This window comes from Ulvibacterium marinum (assembly GCF_003626755.1).
In the GTDB taxonomy this organism is placed as follows: domain Bacteria; phylum Bacteroidota; class Bacteroidia; order Flavobacteriales; family Flavobacteriaceae; genus Ulvibacterium; species Ulvibacterium marinum.
In genome coordinates, this window is the sequence record NZ_RBCJ01000001.1 from 1,551,246 (window position 1) to 1,570,634 (window position 19,389).

19 protein-coding genes are annotated in these 19,389 nt (G+C 41.7%); 11 read left to right on the forward strand and 8 right to left on the reverse strand.

The genetic code is table 11. The annotated features are described in order from the left end of the window. Positions 1–51 precede the first annotated feature (51 nt). The 3 genes from D7Z94_RS06660 to D7Z94_RS06670 all read left to right on the forward strand — a co-directional run bounded on the left by D7Z94_RS06660 (position 52) and on the right by D7Z94_RS06670 (position 3,195). Positions 52–648 carry a DUF2652 domain-containing protein gene (locus D7Z94_RS06660; RefSeq protein ID WP_120710700.1) on the forward strand — a complete coding sequence of 199 codons (597 nt, stop codon included), beginning with the start codon at positions 52–54 and terminating at the stop codon, positions 646–648. Further along, a complete protein-coding gene (locus tag D7Z94_RS06665) occupies positions 645–1,190 on the forward strand; it encodes a hypothetical protein (RefSeq protein ID WP_120710701.1) in 546 nt (181 codons plus the stop codon). Before D7Z94_RS06660 ends, D7Z94_RS06665 begins: the two co-directional genes overlap by 4 nt. A 181-nt stretch (positions 1,191–1,371) precedes the next feature. Beyond that, positions 1,372–3,195, forward strand: coding sequence for an alpha-amylase family glycosyl hydrolase (locus D7Z94_RS06670; RefSeq protein WP_120710702.1), 1,824 nt, complete (start codon positions 1,372–1,374; stop codon positions 3,193–3,195). 57 nt (positions 3,196–3,252) lie between these two features. Here D7Z94_RS06670 and D7Z94_RS06675 read toward each other — a convergent pair whose 3' ends face one another. Next, a complete protein-coding gene (locus tag D7Z94_RS06675) occupies positions 3,253–3,723 on the reverse strand; it encodes a hypothetical protein (RefSeq protein WP_147415840.1) in 471 nt (156 codons plus the stop codon). 281 nt (positions 3,724–4,004) lie between these two features. Between D7Z94_RS06675 and sbnA the strand changes: the two genes are divergently transcribed. From sbnA to D7Z94_RS06705, 7 genes are all read left to right on the forward strand, one after another. After that, on the forward strand, positions 4,005–5,012 hold the full coding sequence (gene sbnA, locus D7Z94_RS06680; protein WP_120710704.1) for a 2,3-diaminopropionate biosynthesis protein SbnA: 1,008 nt from the start codon (positions 4,005–4,007) through the stop codon (positions 5,010–5,012). 2 nt (positions 5,013–5,014) lie between these two features. After that, the gene (locus D7Z94_RS06685; protein WP_120710705.1) at positions 5,015–6,787 is read left to right on the forward strand and encodes an FAD/NAD(P)-binding protein; all 1,773 of its coding nucleotides are present in this window, start codon (positions 5,015–5,017) and stop codon (positions 6,785–6,787) included. A gap of 1 nt (position 6,788) precedes the next feature. Then, positions 6,789–8,267 carry a type III PLP-dependent enzyme domain-containing protein gene (locus D7Z94_RS06690; RefSeq protein WP_120710706.1) on the forward strand — a complete coding sequence of 493 codons (1,479 nt, stop codon included), beginning with the start codon at positions 6,789–6,791 and terminating at the stop codon, positions 8,265–8,267. A 46-nt stretch (positions 8,268–8,313) separates the two neighbouring features. After that, on the forward strand, positions 8,314–8,571 hold the full coding sequence (locus D7Z94_RS06695) for a hypothetical protein (RefSeq protein WP_120710707.1): 258 nt from the start codon (positions 8,314–8,316) through the stop codon (positions 8,569–8,571). Between the two features lie 85 nt (positions 8,572–8,656). Beyond that, positions 8,657–9,223 carry a DUF421 domain-containing protein gene (locus tag D7Z94_RS06700; protein ID WP_120710708.1) on the forward strand — a complete coding sequence of 189 codons (567 nt, stop codon included), beginning with the start codon at positions 8,657–8,659 and terminating at the stop codon, positions 9,221–9,223. Positions 9,224–9,242: 19 nt separating this feature from the next. Continuing rightward, positions 9,243–9,440 carry a hypothetical protein gene (locus tag D7Z94_RS25605; protein WP_158594593.1) on the forward strand — a complete coding sequence of 66 codons (198 nt, stop codon included), beginning with the start codon at positions 9,243–9,245 and terminating at the stop codon, positions 9,438–9,440. Positions 9,441–10,097: 657 nt separating this feature from the next. Continuing rightward, on the forward strand, positions 10,098–10,334 hold the full coding sequence (locus D7Z94_RS06705; protein WP_120710709.1) for a hypothetical protein: 237 nt from the start codon (positions 10,098–10,100) through the stop codon (positions 10,332–10,334). A 218-nt stretch (positions 10,335–10,552) separates the two neighbouring features. On the opposite strand, the gene D7Z94_RS06710 is transcribed toward D7Z94_RS06705, so the two are convergent. The 7 genes from D7Z94_RS06710 to D7Z94_RS06740 form a co-directional block, all read right to left on the reverse strand. Beyond that, positions 10,553–11,542: a PDDEXK nuclease domain-containing protein gene (locus tag D7Z94_RS06710; RefSeq protein ID WP_120710710.1), complete on the reverse strand. Its 990-nt coding sequence runs from the start codon at positions 11,540–11,542 to the stop codon at positions 10,553–10,555. Positions 11,543–11,552: 10 nt separating this feature from the next. Then, positions 11,553–11,954, reverse strand: a complete 402-nt coding sequence (locus D7Z94_RS06715; protein WP_120710711.1) for a helix-turn-helix domain-containing protein — start codon at positions 11,952–11,954, stop codon at positions 11,553–11,555. Next, on the reverse strand, positions 11,951–14,446 hold the full coding sequence (locus D7Z94_RS06720) for a type IV secretory system conjugative DNA transfer family protein (protein WP_120710712.1): 2,496 nt from the start codon (positions 14,444–14,446) through the stop codon (positions 11,951–11,953). The genes D7Z94_RS06715 and D7Z94_RS06720 overlap by 4 nt, the downstream gene beginning before the upstream one ends. Positions 14,447–14,483: 37 nt before the next feature. Beyond that, the gene (locus tag D7Z94_RS06725) at positions 14,484–14,732 is read right to left on the reverse strand and encodes a hypothetical protein (protein WP_120710713.1); all 249 of its coding nucleotides are present in this window, start codon (positions 14,730–14,732) and stop codon (positions 14,484–14,486) included. Positions 14,733–14,734: 2 nt separating this feature from the next. Beyond that, on the reverse strand, positions 14,735–16,315 hold the full coding sequence (locus tag D7Z94_RS06730; protein ID WP_120710714.1) for a toprim domain-containing protein: 1,581 nt from the start codon (positions 16,313–16,315) through the stop codon (positions 14,735–14,737). 22 nt (positions 16,316–16,337) lie between these two features. Then, positions 16,338–17,162 (reverse strand): hypothetical protein, encoded by an 825-nt coding sequence (locus tag D7Z94_RS06735; protein WP_120710715.1) that lies wholly within the window; start codon positions 17,160–17,162, stop codon positions 16,338–16,340. A gap of 122 nt (positions 17,163–17,284) precedes the next feature. Next, positions 17,285–18,508: a hypothetical protein gene (locus tag D7Z94_RS06740; protein ID WP_147415841.1), complete on the reverse strand. Its 1,224-nt coding sequence runs from the start codon at positions 18,506–18,508 to the stop codon at positions 17,285–17,287. A gap of 63 nt (positions 18,509–18,571) precedes the next feature. Here D7Z94_RS06740 and D7Z94_RS06745 point away from each other — a divergent pair, with 63 nt between their 5' ends. Then, complete coding sequence (locus tag D7Z94_RS06745) at positions 18,572–19,387, forward strand: M23 family metallopeptidase (RefSeq protein ID WP_120710717.1); 816 nt, start codon at positions 18,572–18,574, stop codon at positions 19,385–19,387. Positions 19,388–19,389: the final 2 nt, after the last annotated feature.

A 19,389-nucleotide genomic window follows, 5' to 3' on the forward strand; every position in this document is an offset into this window, starting at 1 on the left:
TGCCGCTTTCCGCAAAAATCGTAGCTTAGTCTAGTTACAAAATTCTACTCAATGGCTACAGCACCTACGTTAATTTGTATTCCGGATATAAGCGGATTCACCGAATTTATGAGCAAGGTCGATTTCAAGCTTGGTTCAAAGGTGATCCCTTCCTTGCTCAACAATATCATATACTCTAACGATATCGGTTTAAAGGTATCGGAAATCGAAGGGGATGCCGTTCTGTTTTATCGGCAGGGTAACTTGCCTACATTAAAGGAGCTGATAGTACAATGTAAGCCTTTCTACAGTGATTTCTATTCGCATTTGGAAAGCTTGAAATCGAAGTACGCCAGTAATAATCACTCGAATTCTATTCCTGCAATTTTGGGACTTAAGATTATCTTGCATTTTGGGAGAGAGGTCGCACCTGTCGCTATAGGTAAACACATCAAATTAATGGGAGAAGATGTCATAGTCGCCCACCGATTACTCAAAAATGCGGTTCCCATCGCTGAATACATCCTGATTTCAGAAGAATTACTCGCGCAATATACCTGCGTTATAGATAATGAGGTAGAATGGGCCGAAATATCGACTTGTTCTATAGAGGATGAGCATATCGGGAAGGTTTCTTTTAATTATATACCCCTAAAACCATTGTTATGAATTTATCAAGATACACTAAACGGGCCATTTTAGGCGGAGTTATCGCATTGGCAGTAATTGGACTTAGTACCTTTATGCTAGGAAAACTTAGTGGATATGAGGCCAAAGAACTGATCAAATCCAGTATCGATGGCCTTAATACACTATGCAATACAATAGCCCTCGCATCCGCTACGATCCTCGCATTAATGCTAACTTTGCTTGGGGTAAGTTCGAATACTTCCTCTAGTTTGAAGGACGACCATTACAAACATATACTGCAGCTGGCCAAACTCGATACGGTCATTTTCGTCGCGTCCATCCTTTTCTTCCTTATATTCAACCTGCCGGTCACGGAAAGTGAAAACATTCCTGCCAACTGGTTCAGTACAATATACTATATTACCCTTGGTATAAGTACAATTCTGAGTTCTGCGCTGGTAGTCGTCGTACTGATGTTATACAATACAATAGCCAATATTATCAAAATAGTGGGATTGGGTATCAAGGACCATCCCTTGGCCATGCAAGTGCAAGAGGAAGGCGAAGATGATACCGATTGATATCACGTGAGGACCTCATGCAATTATTTGAATATCAATAGCCTTTAACATCACACAAAGATTTTTCTCATTAAGGTACACATAATAGAATTTTTTTAACGTCAATATACGTAGCGATTGCGATACTCCTATGACAGTACACGAACTATCTTTATTGTTCTAATATCAAAATTTTTATTAAATGGCACAAGAACAAAATAAGGAAATCAAGGATATGGATATGACTATCCAAAAATCTGCAGGTATGGGGGCGACACTTGAGAAAGGTCGAACCACTTTTCGAGTATGGGCACCCAATGCCGACAAAATCTGCGTGACAGGGGATTTTAATGATTGGGACGATTCAGTCCTAGTTCTTGAATTTGAGGAGAACGGATATTGGGCGGGTATCAGCAACAAGCCGAAGGAGGGCGACGAGTATAAGTATGTGATTTATAACGGGGACGAAAGACTAGAGCGCAATGACCCATATGCCTTTGAGGTTACCAATAGTAATGGAAATTCTATAATACGGTCCTTGAATTTCGACTGGGGGGATGATGATTTCCGTATGGCCAATTGGAACGAGCTCGTAATCTACGAGCTGCATGTGGGAACCTTCAACCGACCTGATCCAGATAGTATAGGAACCTTCGATGACGTCGTGGCCAAATTGCCCTATTTACAAGATCTTGGTGTCAACTGTATCGAACTTTTGCCCGTTGCGGAATTTGCCGGTGGGATATCATGGGGCTATAACCCAGCACATCCGTTCGCCATTGAACAGGACTACGGCGGCCCAGATGCTTTCGCCCGTTTGGTTCGAAAAGCCCATGAACATGGTGTAGGCGTTATCATGGATGTAGTGTACAATCATTTAGGACCATCGGATGTCGATCTCTGGCGTTTCGACGGCTGGGGTGAGGAAAAAAAAGGAGGCATATATTTTTATAATGATCATCGAAGTGAAACCCCGTGGGGAGACACTCGGCCTGACTATGGAAGACCGGAAGTTCGACAATATTTAAGAGACAATGCGCTGATGTGGATCGAGAAATATCGTTGCGACGGGCTACGAATGGATGCAACCTCCTATATCCGGTTCGAGGGCGGTGGTCTTGGGTACGATACCGAAATCGAAGAGGGAAATATCTTGATGCGCGATATTAACGCCGAAATAATAGAGAAGTACCCCCATGTTCTTACTATCGCCGAAGACCTCAAGGGTCATAACATCGTCACTGATCCTATTGACGACAATGGTCTAGGTTACGGCAGCCAATGGGACATGAATTATGTACATCCGATTCGCGAAGTTCTAATTGATACCCATGATGACAGTAGAGATCTGCAGAAAGTTGTTGACGCACTCGAATTTAAGTACAGCAACGATGTTTTCCGGAGGGTTATCTATACCGAGTCGCATGACGAGGTGGCCAATGGTCAAGCAAGGGTGCCTGAGGAGGTACAGCCAGGGGGTGCGGAGAGTGCCTTCGCGAAAAAACGCGCAATACTAGGAATCGTCCTTACCCTTACCGCACCTGGAATACCAATGCTTTTTCAAGGGCAGGAATTCATAGAGGACGAGTACTTTCAGGATACTGAGGGATTGGACTGGGAGAAGCACGACAGGCACAAGGGAATTAAAGAACTAGTTAAGGACGTAATCGCGCTTAGGACCGGTATGAGCGAAGGTACCTTTGGTCTGCGGGGACAATTATTGCGGATAGGTCATTTTAACAACGATACAAAAATACTTTCTTTTACCAGAGCGGATAGGGAAAGCAAGGAGCCGGTATTGATGGTCTTCAATTTTAGTAATACCGATTTTACCGATTATAAAATTGGAATCGATGATGGACATGACTGGAGGTTACGTTTTAATAGTAGCTGGAAAGGTTATGACGATGATTTTTCCGATATCGAAGTTTCGGGTATGGACAAGCTCGAAGATAGTACGGATGGTAAAAAATGGTCAGGTTCCTTGGATATTCCCAGTTATAGTTGCCAAATTTATTCACTTTAGTACTTATTTAAATATAAAAGCACGGTCACCCGTGCTTTTTTGTTCATAGATTCTACCCTATTTTTGTGGAAATATATCAAACTCTGCAGGCCGATTTCGTAAAAGCTCTTGTTCGAGTATCCTACTATGCACATTGGCCAACTCAGAAACTTCCTCAGGTAGTCCTTTTACATTCAACAAGTACCTGTATTCATTAATAGATTTAAGATCAGCTTCATAAAGGAGCTTCTTCGCTGTCTCAAAACAGTTAACATTTAAAAGTTCCTCCTTCGAAAGCCAATACACCGCGACCGGTCTCTGTACAATCGAAATATCACATGGATAACTTCTTACCTTATTAACCACGATACTAAGTTCTTTAGCAAATTGCTCTCTTCTTGAGATTTTCTCGTTTAGAAAAACATGGATTTGGTTTCCTTGCTCTATCCTCCCGAGAAAAATACGAAGGCAAGAATAATAGTGCTTGGATTTTTCCTGTAGGTTGTACAGACGACGATAGATATTCGGTATGTTCATTATATTTTCCATAGTTAACTGAAATTCGCATTTATCATAGTCAACTATTATCTCGTTATGATAATAGTTTAACTCAAATGATATTTTATTCATCTTTCTTATGGAGCGATTAGTCAAGTTCAAACCTCCCACTAAGTCGTATGTTCCAATTACTATTGTCAATTTCAGGTAGGCCCGGTCCAAAAATTTAAATCTTTACCTACGCTATATTTTTTGTGTCAACTATTTAACTTTTAACGCTAATAACTTCTTAGTTGTATGCGTAATATGCCGTATTATATTAACACATCCTTATGAAAAGATTCTCAGAAAATATTTTGGACTCCATAGGTTCGACGCCATTGGTCTCATTGGATAGATTGTTCGGTAGTAATCGAAACGTCTATGCCAAAATGGAGGGTGCAAATCCCGCTGGTAGCATGAAGGATAGAACTTCTAAAAATATCATCGAATCACTTTTGCTTTGTGGAAAAATTTCAAGAGGTTCGACCATCGTAGAATCGAGTTCTGGTAATATGGCTGTGGGCCTGGCTCAGGTCTGCAAGTTCTATGGGCTCGAACTTATCATTGTTGTTGATCTCAAGCTGAATCCCCATGTCAGGAAAATGTTGCAGGCCTATGGTGCGACCATAGATACCGTCACCATGCCATTGAAGGTGGGCGGTTTTTTGGCCGCAAGGTTGCAACGGGTAAGTGAACTTTTGGATATCGTGCCGAACAGTTGCTGGTCGAATCAATATGGGAACAATCAGAACCCTATGGCGTACACTACCCTCATGGACGAGTTGACCCAGGCCTTGCCGGTCATCGATTATCTTTTTGTCGCTACAAGTACTTGTGGAAGTATTATGGGATGTGCCGATTATATCGCTGACCGGGGGATGTCCACTAAAACCGTGGCCGTCGATGCGGTGGGGAGTGTTCTTTTTGGTGGTCATAGTGCACCACGTTCGATTCCCGGGCATGGTGCAAGCATAGCTTCCCAATTTTTGGACAGGAAGAAAATTCATGATGTTGTTACCGTAGACGACCACGATTGTGTTAAGGGCTGCAACATGCTCCTAGAGCGCGAGGCCATTCTTGGCGGCGGCTCTATGGGAGCCCTTGTTTCGGCATTCGGAAAAATCGAATCGCACATCCCCGAGAACTCGATATCCGTCCTGCTGTTTGCCGATCGAGGGGAGCGTTATCTGGACACCATCTTTAATCCAGCATGGGTGGCTGATCATATCGACCGCGATAGTCATACTCGAAAAGGCGCAAATAAAGAGATTAATAACGCTATTTTGCTTGATTCATAGTTATGTGCCATAAGATCGCCATCATCGGTATGGGACCGAAAGGCCTATATGCTCTTGAGAGACTCGTCAATGAACTGGAAATTTATGGTGCCCCGGTCGATTTGGAGATCCTTCTTTTTGAATCTTCCGGTAATTTCGGAAGTGGTAAGATATACGACCCCGGGCAGCCCGCATATTTGTTGATGAACTATCCAAATCGCAATATCGATATATGGCGATTAAGGAGTAGTAAATCCGAGAACGATAAACCATCGCTTACCAGATTCCTAACAACAGGGAAAATTAATGACGATGAAGGTTTAGGGGACCGGTTCTCCTCCAGAGCGACTGTAGGACGTTATCTTAGTTCTTCATTCAATGAACTACGGAAAATAGCGGAGAATTATGCATCCGTATCGATGATTAAAGGTCCGGTAAATGAAATAGAACCTAGTGATGATGGCGTGTTAATAATTTACAGGCAGCACGACGTCTTGAAAGAAGTTATATGCGATCAAGTAATGGTCACAACGGGACATGATAGCTGGAAAGGCGACCTGCAAGAATATCAAGTTTCATTTACCGACCGTAAGTGCGATATTCCCTTCATCTATCCTTTGCCCAAGAAATTCCGAGACATAACATCCTATGAAACCGTTGGAATAAAAGGTCTTGGCCTGACCTTCATCGATGCGGTCCTTGCCTTGACCGAAGGTAGGGATGGAATCTTTAGAAAAAACAGAACTGGTACCATGTTCTATGAGCCGTCGAGCCTTGAACCTAAAAAATTGACCGTTTTTTCGCGTTCGGGTATGCCCATGGTACCAAGGGCCGCTTCGGAGGGCAAGGAGACCTATACGCCGACATTTTTTACGTATGATAATATATTTCAATATGTTGTTATTGGGGGTCGACCTGATTTTCAGTCCGATATACTCCCTTTATTAGAGAAAGAAACGGAATTGCGCTACTATCGTATTCTATCGGGCAATGATCCTAGCATATCGCTCGATGGACGAAGCATTATGCACTTCGATACCAGTATTGATAGGTTCCACCAGCTGCGGCCAGATATCCCACGGTTCAAGTTCGAACAGTTGTTCAGGCCCGTTGCTACCGATCGTCCAGAAATCGACCTGGACGCTTTAGCATACTATAGCTATGTTATTGGAGAGGCGAAAAAAGGTTCAGAATCAAGCCCGTTTATGGCGGCCGCCCTGACATGGGGATATTGTAGCGAAGTTTTCAATAGTGTCTATAGTTTTGGCGGACTTACTGCCGAGTCGCAAAGGCTATTCGATACGGAGTACCGCTCAAAGCTTAATCGGATATCCTACGGTCCCCCTTTGGTCAATGCCGAAAAAGTACTTACATTGATGGAACATGGAATTCTGGATACCATTCCCGATCAAAATTGCCGAACTCATAGGTTGGCCGATGGATGGAGCATTGAGAGCGAATCTGGCAGTAAATTTATCGTCGATACGCTTATCGATGCCCGTATCCCGGTCAATACCACGATCGCGGACTGGTCGCCCTTGATAAAGGCCATGCAAAATAATGGTATAGCACGTGAATTCATTAATAGCGGTATCGATAGTTACAGAACGGCATGTCCCGAAATCGATAGGTGTGGCCGGCCAGTGGATATTAAGGGCACTGTTAGCGGACAAGTCACATTTTATGGCACCTTGACCGAAGGGATGACCTATGATAACGACACACTCTCTAGAGTACGGAATAATTTCGCATCGGATTGGTCCGTGCGATGTATGGAAGAAATCTTAAAAAAATAGTATGCAGATCGAAACTATCGATAATAAAGTTAACTATTCTGAAAACCTAGGTGAATTCCCACTTTCGCCGATTATCTCCGAATGGATGGAATCCATTCTAAATAAACCGATTCTCTTAAGATCGTTGACAAAGGAACACGGGTCTACTATTAATATTCATCATCTATCGTCTTTCGATAAAAATGTCGATGATTATCGAAAGGTCTTCATGACCTATGAACTTGATGGCAAGGTCTATTTTGCACGGAAGGCGAACAAGTCCAAGGCCCTTGTTAAGCGGGCTCTGGAATCGGGCGTCGGTGTCGATACGGCAAGCAGGGAAGAACTGGCACAGGCTATCGAACTTGGTGGTGGCCATGATAATCTCGTTCTTACCGCTGCTATAAAGACTAGGCCTATGATAGAACTAGCCTTAAGGAACAATGTTCCAATAATCATCGATAACGAAGATGAGCTGATATTGGTCAATGACTTGGCCAACAGTTTGGGTAGAATAGCGGCCATTGGCCTGCGATTGAGTGGTTTCAAATTCAAGAATAAAAAGCTTTATAGCCGATTCGGTTTTGATGTAAATTTGGACAAGGGTTGGTTAAAGCGATGGTTCAATGACGATCCTCGCTTCCACAATTTAAAACTGATAGGTCTTCATTTCCATTTAGATGGATATTCTACCGCCCAGCGCGCAGAGGGCATCCTGCAATCCTTGGAGTTTAAAGAGTACCTATCGGTCGGAGGGCAGACGATCCGATTTCTAGATATAGGCGGGGGAATATTAATGAACTATCTTCGGGACAAGCAGCAATGGCAGGATTTCAATTCCGCATTAAAACAAGCTGTCTTCGGGGATAGGCGGCCATTGACCTTTGGTAACGATGGATTGGGATATGAGAAGAACCATACCACGAAATCGATTACCGGTAATCTACAGACTTATCCTTACTATAATGATATCAATAAGACTTCGTTCTTGAAGGAAATTTTGGATTACACTCCAGGGTTTGGATTGGATACCGTGGCCGATACTATTCGAAGGAATGGGATGCAGTTGCGCATCGAACCGGGCAGGTCCCTGTTAGACCAGGTGGGAATGACCATAGCGAAGGTTGCCCATCGCAAGAAGGATTCGAATGGCGATTGGCTTGTAGGACTGGAAATGAACATGAGCCAATTGCGCAGCAGCAGCAGGGATTTTTTGGTCGACCCCTACCTAGTTTATAACAGGGAACCTGAAGAGACTAAAAATACTTCAATGTATTTTACGGGGGCATATTGTCTGGAGCAGGACGTGATCCTTAAACGAAAATTCACCTTCCCTGGTCTACCGGGTATCGGAGATCACATTGCCTTTATCAACACGGGGGGTTATATGATGCATTTTTATGAGACAGAGGCCCATCTATTCGCCCTGTCGACAAATTTATATTGCACGGCCGATCGCTTAGTGGATGGGACCAGTATATACAGGGACGATCAACTATGACAGTTGTGTGATAACTGTTGAACGGCAATGCTAATTTGAAACGGGGATGGAAATCATAGTGGATTTAGGAATTATATTCGGCAGTTTGACCATCGTAGGGGCCTTGCATTTCCTTTTACGAATGTTCCGGCATAAGATTGGTGTGAATATATCAACGCGAACTTTCGCACTTTTTTTTGCCTTGAATGCCTTCCTGGCAAATGCGGAGCTGTTCAGCGCAAGATGGGCCTTGTTCACCATCTGTTCTGTCTCATGTGTTCTCAACGGCGTGGTGCTGATCAAGGACCTCGGACAGTATTCTTAAGGTCTTTTCTAGCAAGTTGACCATTCGTGTATTGGGCAATAATGTTAGTTCAAAAGTGTATATACAAACATCAACATGAACATAAATGGAAAAGTTTTTATTCGATAATCAGGACAATCTTATACGGATCGCATTTTCAGCGCCCGTAATCTATGCCATAGTGATTCTATATATCCGACTGGTCGGAAAAAGGGCGACTTCGCAAATGAACAGTTTCGATTGGATCGTAACCGTTGCAATGGGTTCCCTGGTCGCTTCGACCATCATTCTTAAGGACATTTCAATCCTTGAAGGCGCCTTCTCCATACTCCTGCTATTGCTCATGCAATTGATTTTGACCAAATTAATGGTACACAGTTCAGCACTTAGGAAGGTCGTACGTTCCTCACCCCAACTTCTGGTCTACAATGGCGAATTTTTAGAAGATAATATGGCTTCCGAACGAATCGTCAAAAATGAGATCCTATCCGCGATAAGGCACCGCGGCGTACAAAATATCAAGGAAGTCCATGCCGTTGTCTTGGAAACCGATGCTACCTTTAGTGTAATAACCAAAGAAGAGGACAATGCCCCCTATACCTTGGCAGATGTGCAGGGACTGCCTGAAGGCCTAAAAGAGGATCTGGAAAAGCGAAACGAGAAAGAGGATTAATAATATAACTAATTAAGCGATGAGAAATTTACTTTTGATTACGTGGTGCGTCCTGTTGGGGTTTGGTCTGAAATTGTCTGGCCACAGTTATTTGGAACTAGGTTATGTTGCTTTTGGTATTATTCTTTTTATGTATTATCTGCAATCACTTCGAAAAAGAACACATGGCTATTCGCTAAAAAAATCACATAATCCATTCAAGGAAACTCAATTGTAATATCAAAATAGAATGAAAAAATATTTCTTAGAAATAATTTTGACGACAATTGACTTCTTAACCTATAGTTTGGTTTCGAGTATATGGTTTTTAGCTTCTCTGGCCGATTGTCACCTTTTAGGATTTGAAACTTATGGCTTTTTAGCTTTAGTCCAGAACTAACAGAATTGATTTATGCTTTAAGTGGAGTCGTATTATTTATATGGGGAATTTTGCTCTAAATGAAGAAACATAAAAAGGGATTAAAATCGCAAAATGAATTTAAGAAGTTATTAAAGTATAAATAAAGGAGGCTTACAGTTTTTAAATCACTGGAAGATTTGAAGTTTCATTTTACTAGGATATTAATTCGATATCAGTCAAAAACTGTAAGTAGAAATTTAAAGTCTACATAAAGGATGATTGAACAAGAACCTGATAAAACTAAATGAGAACTTCTTTTGCTCCATTACTTAGCGGTTTGATTGTTGCAATCCCAACGGCAATTGATTTCTATCTATCTTCTTTTTTAATTGGAGAACTTTTTGGAGGTGAGATCTATCTAGCAGTTCTGTTTATAATGTCGATGTTTTTTGTCTTTGCTAAAATTTTCAGAGTATACAAGTGAATTAAAGACTGGAATTCTTAAATCAGAATAAAGTTCAAATAGAGAATGGTATGGGTATATATGAATTCAATATTTTAAGCGAACGCGATAAATATGACACCGTATCTACCCAAGGGCAATTCGTCGATACCATTGCAGAAGATAGGACAAAATATGTGCTCTATGCCATATCTTATTTTTGGGTAGAAGTTCAATACGACGCCTTGAATAATAAGATAATCGGTATCTCCAGCTTTGTAGCAGGCAAAAGTTTAAATCGATACAGTAATGTTCTCAAAAGTATTTGATCGAACTATGGCCAAGAAAAAACTGCCCAGATGGTTGAGAATAATTCGTTACATTCTAAATTGTATTTGGTACCATGTACTCATGCCGGTAGGAATGTCAGAAGATGAATTTTCAAAACAATTCAAATCCAAGTCTAAATAGACGATACTCTGTTTTTGAAAGCTCTTTACAGATGCACCTTTTGTAAAAAGTTCAAATTAAAACTACAAGAATTTTGCTAGTTGGCTTCCTCCAACTGTCTTAGTATCTCCTGCCATTTTTCCTTTAATACCTTTTTATCGGGCAATTGTGTTTTATAATCCGCCACCAAAGTGGGCGATAAACTACGGCTCAAGGCATATTCCACTACGGTATCATCCTTTCCCTTACAGAGTAGAATGCCTAAGCTGGGGTTTTCATTCGGGGTCTTTATATCCCTGTCCAATGCTTCCAGATAAAAATTGAGCTGCCCCAAAAACTCGGGCTTGAATTTTTCTATTTTCAATTCAATGGCTACCATGCATTGAAGGGTTCTGTGGTAGAACAACAAATCGATGGCGAAATCCTGATTTCCCACCTGCAAGGGGTATTCTTCGCCCATAAAGGCAAAATCCCTTCCGAATTCCAATAAAAATTTGCTGATGTTCTGGGTTATTTTGACCTTCAGTTCATTCTCGGAATGTGCGTGGGGTAGTTGCAACATTTCCAAAACATAGGTGTCCTTAAAAATGCTGGTAATATCCTTTGGAAATTCTCTCGACAGTGTTGAGAGTTTTGTATTGCCGAGCATGACCCGCTCGTAATAGGAGCTGTTTATCTGGCGTTCCAAGTCGCGGAAGGACAAGCGTTCCTTTATCGTCAGTTTGATGTAAAACTCCTTCTCTTCATCACTTTTGGCCGCCGATACTATGGCCATATTGTGCGACCATGGAATTTCTCTCAACAGCGTCGAGAGTTTTTTGCTGCCCTTGTAGGTTTCATAAAATTGCTTCATCCGCCACAGATTTTGGGATGAAAACCCTTTGGTATTGGGCTGAACGGTCTTTATATAGGCGGCTAGCTCGTTCACAACCGATTTTCCCCAATTAGCCTTATTGACCTGCTCATGAACGTACTTCCCTATTTGCCAATACAGGTCTATAATCTCCGTATTTACTTTTTGAAAGGCTCGTTGCTTCGACTTTTCAATTAATTGGACGATATGTTCAAACTGGGATTGTAGTTTCATAATGCAAGGTTCAAATCTTCGCTTTAAACTCCGTCAAAGCGGCGACCACGGCATGCTCCATTTCCTTATAGGAATCCTGGACATCGGACTGGTAGACCAAATTGTCCCCGATATTCTGTTTGGGTATGAACTCGTTGTCGGGCAACAAGACCCACATAGGATTATATCCCAGGCTGTGGTAGAACAGAACGGCCTTCATGGTCAACACCGAAATCGTACCTCGTTCGATATTGATCAATGAATTGTAATCGACGCCCAAACTTTCGGCCACATTTTTGGCGGAAAACCGACTGAACCGCTTGTCTTTGGCGTCATCGTTCTTTTTCAGTTCTAGCCTGATCTTCTTCAACCGTTTGCCGATAAATGTAAAATCCTTGATCGTGGCGTTCTGTAGTTCTTCTATATTTTTCATGTGCTCTGAATTTCTACGGGATAAGAGGAATAATAGCTATTGTCATCGTCGTTATCATTGTCGAACAAGCGCTTATCTCCACTGGTATCGTTTTCATCAAAAGTAGGTTTTTCTGTAGAATCAGCAGTTGCTAGATGTTGCGTATAGTGATAGGAAACTTCACGTTCTTGGCTTATGGCCTCATCTACTTCATCATTGATTTTCGCTTTGTCAAAGATCGAAGATTCTAGATGTTCCCCTGTTATTTCATAATATTCATTACGTACCAAATCGTCGATATCCTGAAGCACGTTCATGAAATTTTTGTCCAAAACACTATCGATTTCCTTTTGGACGAACCTACGATTGACCAAATGGTAGGTAAAGTTTTCCAGATTCCGGTTTATGTTGCTTCCGTTTCTTAGCTCATGGATTTCTTGCAAATGGTCGAAAAGCTGCAACTCCTTGACCAATGCCATAAAATTGTCTTTCTCCTCTTTGTTATCATAGTGTTTGCCTGCAAAATCGTCGAGGTAGGTATTATAGAAATCGATATAATCGACCTGCCTGCAATCCAATTGCGCTATGGTGTCGTAAAAGTTTAATTTTTTCAATGATTTCATCATTTCAAGCACCAATTCGTCGTGATTGTCCAAGGTAAAGTCGTTGATAATAGGCATGTCATGATTTCCCTGAATCTTTTTTGATTCCATATTGGGCTTGATAAGTCCGTAGCATAGTTTGTTCTTTATCGGGTATTCGAATGTATCGGCAACAATGCCGCCGAAATATCCTGTGGACATTGATGTGATCTTACTTTTCGGCAGTAGTTCCTGCATGGCTGTGCTGATATTGGTCGTCGTATCGTTCCGGGAAATGGTTTTTGCCTGTTTCTCCTGATGGATCTTCCCGAAAATCTCACTAACGCGCCTAGCGGTTTCCCCTTTGGCCGCTCCACTAAAGACATTGGAACAATTATCGAAAATGACCTCTGCCAACTCTTTTCCATAATCGGCGATCAATTGGGTTATGCTCTGTATCCCCAGAATCGTCGCCACGTAATGTGAACGGCCGGTATCGATGATTTTACGCAGACCCATAATAAAAATGGTGGGGAGTTCGTCCAATATCAGGCCTAAAGGCCGCCCTCCCGGCTTGTTTACAACTTGAAGAATTTTGTTGATGTATAGGCCGATGGGAGCCGAATAGATTTCCGAACGATCCGGATTGTTCTGTATGCACAAAATCTTCGGCTTTTTGGGATTGTTCAAATCCAACTGGAAATCGTTGCCCGTCATAATGTAGAATATTTCCTTATTGGCCAACATGGAAAGAGAAATCTGGGCACTTGCCGTTTGTCCGGCCAACTGTTGTACCGCCTCACGTTCCAGGGCATCCTTAAATGGAATCATCAGGCTTCGTACCTCGACATCTTCCAGCATAATATGCAACAGATATTCGATATTTACCGTGGACAGAATGATGACATGGGGCAAGGTGCAGATGTTGATGCCCCTTTCTTTGGACTTTTTCTTCAAGTACCAAATCAATCCAGAGACAAAGCTGATCGCACTTTTGGAAAAGAAATCATTGCGTTTGATCCATTCCCTGTTGAGGTTTTTCATGATAATGGTAGCCGCATCCGAGGCATCCGTCTGGCTTTTCAACAAATACGGATTGATGGGATTGCAGCGGTGCGATTTTTCCACGTTATCAAAGCAGATCACGTAGAAATCGGGCAATAAGGCAAGTTTTTCAGGCCTGTTTTTTAGCTGTTCCTTTTTGCGCAACCAATAATTATAAGTGATTTTGCTCAACGTATCGAACTTGAAATCATAGATCAGTAACGTGAACAGCTTACTAATCAATTGTTCTATAATCTCCTCTATCAAAGCGAACGATTTACCGCTACCAGGAGTGCCTATAATCAGCAAGGCCCTGAACAGGTTGACGAAATTTATCCACCCTTTTCGAACTTTCTTCTTGTATCGATATTCATAGGGGATGTTTACGGAATAGGGGGTATCGATACGTTCTTCCATCTGTAAGAAGGTTTCGTTCTCTACGTTGAAAGGGTCTTTCTTCGATGGGTTCGTAAAGTTCATGACCTGAAACAAATGGACGGCACCGGAGAGGGAGAAAAGAAACCCGAGAAAATACATACTCAGCGAACCCCAAATTCGTTGTAATGTGTCAAAAGCAAAAGCATCGGAGAGCAATAGTAACGAACAGCCCAGCGCATAAATGGCCAGTCCTTTGCCAAACGATTTGCCCTCCATCTTTTTAGGGTTGTATATCATTGCCGAACCTGTAATGACCATCAGAAGTAATACCCTGCTATAAAAGGGTCGTCCCAAAAGTTCAAATTTGGCCAGGAACTTATAGGTCATTTCGGCAAGGTTGCCTCCAAAATTATGGTAACGCATCAACCCATAGTAGTCCAGGAAGCCGATGGCCGTGAATAATGCCGAGGAAATGAGCATGGCCGAAAAGGCCATTTTTCGATCGTTCATGATATTTTGAGTGAGTTAAGGAATATTAGTTTGGTACTTAGGAGAACATCCGTTCATTCCATTCATCCAAGATGATCGATGATGCTATGGAAAATGACGATTTGTTTTTCCTGATATGGTCAATGGTCTTGTCCATTAAAAGGCTAGCTTGTTCGTTTATGAAAATTCGATAAGTATCCGCTTTTTGCAACCGGTGCTTTAGCTCCAAATCGTTCTCTTCAATTAGGGCATCTAACACCTCTACATAGTATTGGTTGTCCTGTAATTCTTCTGATAGTGCTTCCATGTTTATGATATTGAGAGTGTTCTTTTGGTTTTGATTTTCCTTGTATTGTTTTTGGTTTTAGTTCTGATGTTTGTTTTCCAAAAGTGCTTATGTATTGCGGTAAAGGGAATGAGGTAGGTATGTTTCAAACCAAAATCGCAATCGACGCCATTCTTTTTTATCTCTACGATGACGCCTTGATTTTTTGCTCCTTCCGGGCCTGTTTCGGTTTTTAGCTCAATTTTGTCCCCAATTTTCACGCGACCTGGTACTACCTTCGATGTGATTATAAAACTGTTCTTTTTGGATTCCCTCAGATCCTCGTTCCAATCTTTTCCGTTGGATTTATGGATTGAGAAAGGGAACGGCAAATACAACTTACCCAAAGTTTCAAGAACCGGTTTGGATGGAGTATTCAGTTTGCCTTTCAGCTTCTCCACGGAAAATTCCAAGACGATCTTATCGGAAAAAGCGATGGATTTGACCGTACTTGCGGGAAGGCCATTCGATTCGGCATTGGAAATCAAATTAGCCTCGATAGAGTTTTTATCCTGGGCTATCCTTTTTCTATGGGACTCAACATAATGGGCTGTTATCATAATACCTCCCTGCTTAATAGTATGCTCCATATATACATTCGAATGGTTACGATTCACAAGTGATGAGAGCACTTTGATGTCGAATTCCCGACCTGCCCTATCATTGTCCATTACGGAAATCAAACCTATTTTTTGGTTCCCGAGGTATGGCTCTATAAGTCGGGCGAAAAAAGCTAGTTTTTCCGGATAGATACTTCCGCCAAAGGAGATATAGAAGTTTTCGGGTCTGCCATAAAGTTCGTGATACGAAAGTAGATCAATGGCACTTTCTCCAAAAATGATGTTCTTGGGGTTCGGAATCGGTTTTGAATAGAACAGAAAACGGTCTTTTTTGTTCAGCGTCAGCCGAAACTTTTTAATTTGTTTTTCCCTTCGGTCAAAATAGGGTTTGTTGTAAAGGATATAGTTTTTTGCGTTTCCATTAAGGTCATATTTCGGGAAAGCGACGTTGCCGATTTTCCCGCCGTTATCCCTGATGTGAAAGGCATTGAATATCCTCCCTCTGAAAAGTTCATTGTTAAGTGTGGCCTCGGACAACCCTCTTTCCTGAACCAAGTATTCCGGTTTTTGTAATGGTACGATGTTGTAGTTCTCTTCTAGACTTTTCGAATTTTCTACCTTTTTGGCAAGTGCCAATGACGGTTCCCCCAATGCATAGGTGCGGTCTATAATTTCCAAGCCGGATTTTACGGTCTGGTAAAAATTATCATGTTGTTTTCGGAGGAATTTAAAAAACAGTCCCTTGTCGGTAGAATCGTTGCGGTTGAAATAGGTCACTGGATTTCTACTGATGTTCAGCACCAAACGGTCTTCTTCATTGCCGAATTCAAGCGAACCGGCACTTTTTTTCAGCAATTTGTAACCCAAATGGTTCAGATAGGCTGGAAAATCGACATCCGTATTAATCTGGGCGATCAATCGTTTGTAATAGGCTATATTTTCGGAATAAGGCAGTTGCATTTTCAATTGGATTAAAATGGCCGATATAAAATGTACATCGGCCATTTTGGAATTTTAAGGTCAAAAGCTACAGGCTTACTCCCTGGCTAACTCTTTTCCTTTTTTTTTCGCCGACTGTAATGGCACTTTTGACCTCCATTTTGTTCATCTTCGATTGTTCCACAGATTTTGTAATGAACTTTTCTGCCCTTGGGCTATAGCTTACCAAATAGGTCTTTTTGCCTTTTTTCGTATCTATCGTAATTTCAGGTTCCAAGCCCTTATTGATGGCATCCGCCTGTTGCGGGGTTAATTTTTGCCCGTAAAAATAGGTGTTGGCCGTCAATGCCGATTTGGTTCGGATGTCGTTCAACTTCGGTTCGTAATAGGCCAACTTGGTAAATGTTTCCCCGTTCGTACTTGAACCCATAAAGGAAATTGTCTGCCCGTCCTTGACCATAGTATCGAACTCGGCCTGCGTAAACTGGTGGTTATAGGCTTTGGCCTGTTCGAGTTTTACCGGCTCGTTGCGTTTGATCTGCACATCCAATTTTGAACCGGAGGTAGGACTATAAAGCATCTGAACCATTTTTACGCTTTCCCGCATTTTACCATCGTTGATGTACGATGATGAGTGGAGGTATTCCCTGCCTTGGATAATGGCATCTTGAATGTTCTCCGGCAATTTGTCAAAACTGACATAGGCACCTTCTAATCGTTCCTTGGCATCGCCGACGGCAAATTGCTGGGCGGGGAATTTTTGAAATTCAAGGTATTTGTTGCCTTTTTCGATCTCGAATGAAAGATTGTCGTTCGTTTTGACCTTGAAGACCTGGCCATCTTCGGAGACAGCCGTTCCTTTTTGCCATACTTGGTTAATCTTTACAAAGACCTTTTCTACTTGTTTTTCCATTGTGAGTGATTTTAATTGTTAAGGAATATTAATTTGTTTAACTTTGAGTAACTTTTAAAATCTTCATGATTTTAACAGTTAAGGAATATTACGGAAAGAGAGGGGGAGCCCTCTTTTTCCATTTATAATGCTATTCTGTAATCCTTCAACTGCACCTCCTTTCCCTTTAACGAAATACTTTGAGTCGATTCCCATTCCAGGTACCAATTGGGCTGTACGGGTTTCAGTATGTCTATGGTTTTGTTCAAATAATTCTTGTAGTACGACCAGACAAAAAACCTGATAGCATTGACCTCTAAGGGGATCCGGACTTTGATCAGTTCATTCTCCTTGGCGACCATGATACTTTGTTCATTGATCCGGTTCTGGTCGATAACCTTGTTGTATTTCAAAAAGCTTTTCGCCAAACCCTGATTGAAGGTCTTCGTGCTATTGAAAAAATTCAGGAACGATTTCTCGTCGCCCATGCGGAAGCGCACCAAGATATCCTGTTCTTTGACCGATAGCTTAAAATTTGATTCGTCCATAAAGGATATGAAATTCAGATCGCGCAAATAGCCCTTTATTTTTTTCTCGCCTGTAAATGAGAGAATGAGTTTTTTGACCTTGACGGATTGCTGTATTTGGAACAGGATTTTGGTGGTTTCATAGTTGAGGGCACCGAGGGCGAGATAAATGACATTTTCCAATCGGAACTTTTTATGGAAAGCCAATGCCTCTTTCGGGTCCTTAAAGACGACAAGCCATTCAATAGTGTCGGGAATTTTGGAATACCAAAGGGAGTTTTTTGCTGAAGATTCTTTATAAGGGGCAGTTTCGTGGGCATTGTCCACAAAAAAGCCGCAGTTCTCGTTTTGAAGATTATACAACGGGAACAGTACTTGGCCTTCTTCGTCTTCAAATATGCTGCCTTTAAAGGGTCCCATTTGCGCTATATCGCTATAAAGACCATCTTTTCTGGCACGTAACGGGAACGAATAAGAATGAAAATGGTTATAATCCTTGGCGACCTTTTCCATTCCTGGGTTCCCCCTAGTAATCAACAGTTCTTGGTTTTCCAAGACCTTTTGATAAAAGGCATCCACTTTGTCCCAAACGGTTTCCTTATTCGACCCTTCGATTTTTGAGACATGCCCGATAATCAAATGGGAAGCCGATAATTTCAGCTCCGGAAGTTGCACTTTATAGTAAAAGTACCCATCGACCGTTAGTATGACCACACAGGTCTCCTTGTTACGGGTATAGATGCAATGCGTTCTTTCGGTCATTGAACAGGTATAACCTAAACGCTCCAAGAGTTTTGGTAGATGAATTCGATGATCTTCTGTCAGCCATGTATTGATCATAATCTGTACATTTCTTTTATATTTGTAAATAAAATATATATTTGCATATAACACAGCAAATATATGAAAAGTTTTCAAATAGCAACATTTTTTAGAAAAAATAGCTCTTTTTGGCTCCTAAAGAGCTTACAGTCAGTTTCTAAGAAACGGATTGGAACTATTGTCTTCTTACTGTTGTTGGCCCTTTTTTATGTAAACAGTCCTATTTCCAAGGTATGGAATGACAGTTTGGTAGAAACTACAATTGCCATGGACGGTTATGGAGAACAGTTGGAATCAAACTTAAATTCCACAGCAAATGACACCGTCATACTAAAAAAGGAACGCGTACAATTACTGCGGAATATCGAGGAGAAGTTGGTCGCCTATCTATATCAGATACCGGATTACTCCTATATCGCGGCATTGGAAACGTATTTGGAATATGCCCCGATGATATTGGAACAGATTCCTTCTACGGTTCCATTGGAAAAAGGGGACTATTGGCTCTCCAGCGAATATGGGGTACGGAAACATCCTATTTTCAGAAAAAGGAAAAAACATTTCGGTATCGACCTGGCAGCCACTTCCGATAGATATGTCTATGCCTCGGCATCGGGAACCGTGCTATCCATTACCCATTCCCAAAAAGGATATGGTACCCATATCATTATCAAACACCGCTTCGGCTTTGAGACCCTTTATGGCCATCTGAACAAGGTGTTGGTCAGCGAAGGACAAACGGTGGCCCAACATGAACTTATCGCAACAGTAGGTACTACGGGAAGTTCAACAGGATTTCATCTGCATTATGAGGTGGTCAAAAATGGGATTAAGATTGATCCCATTTACTCATTGAACCTTAAAAGAAAAATATATAAGAACCTTTTCCGAAAATAACG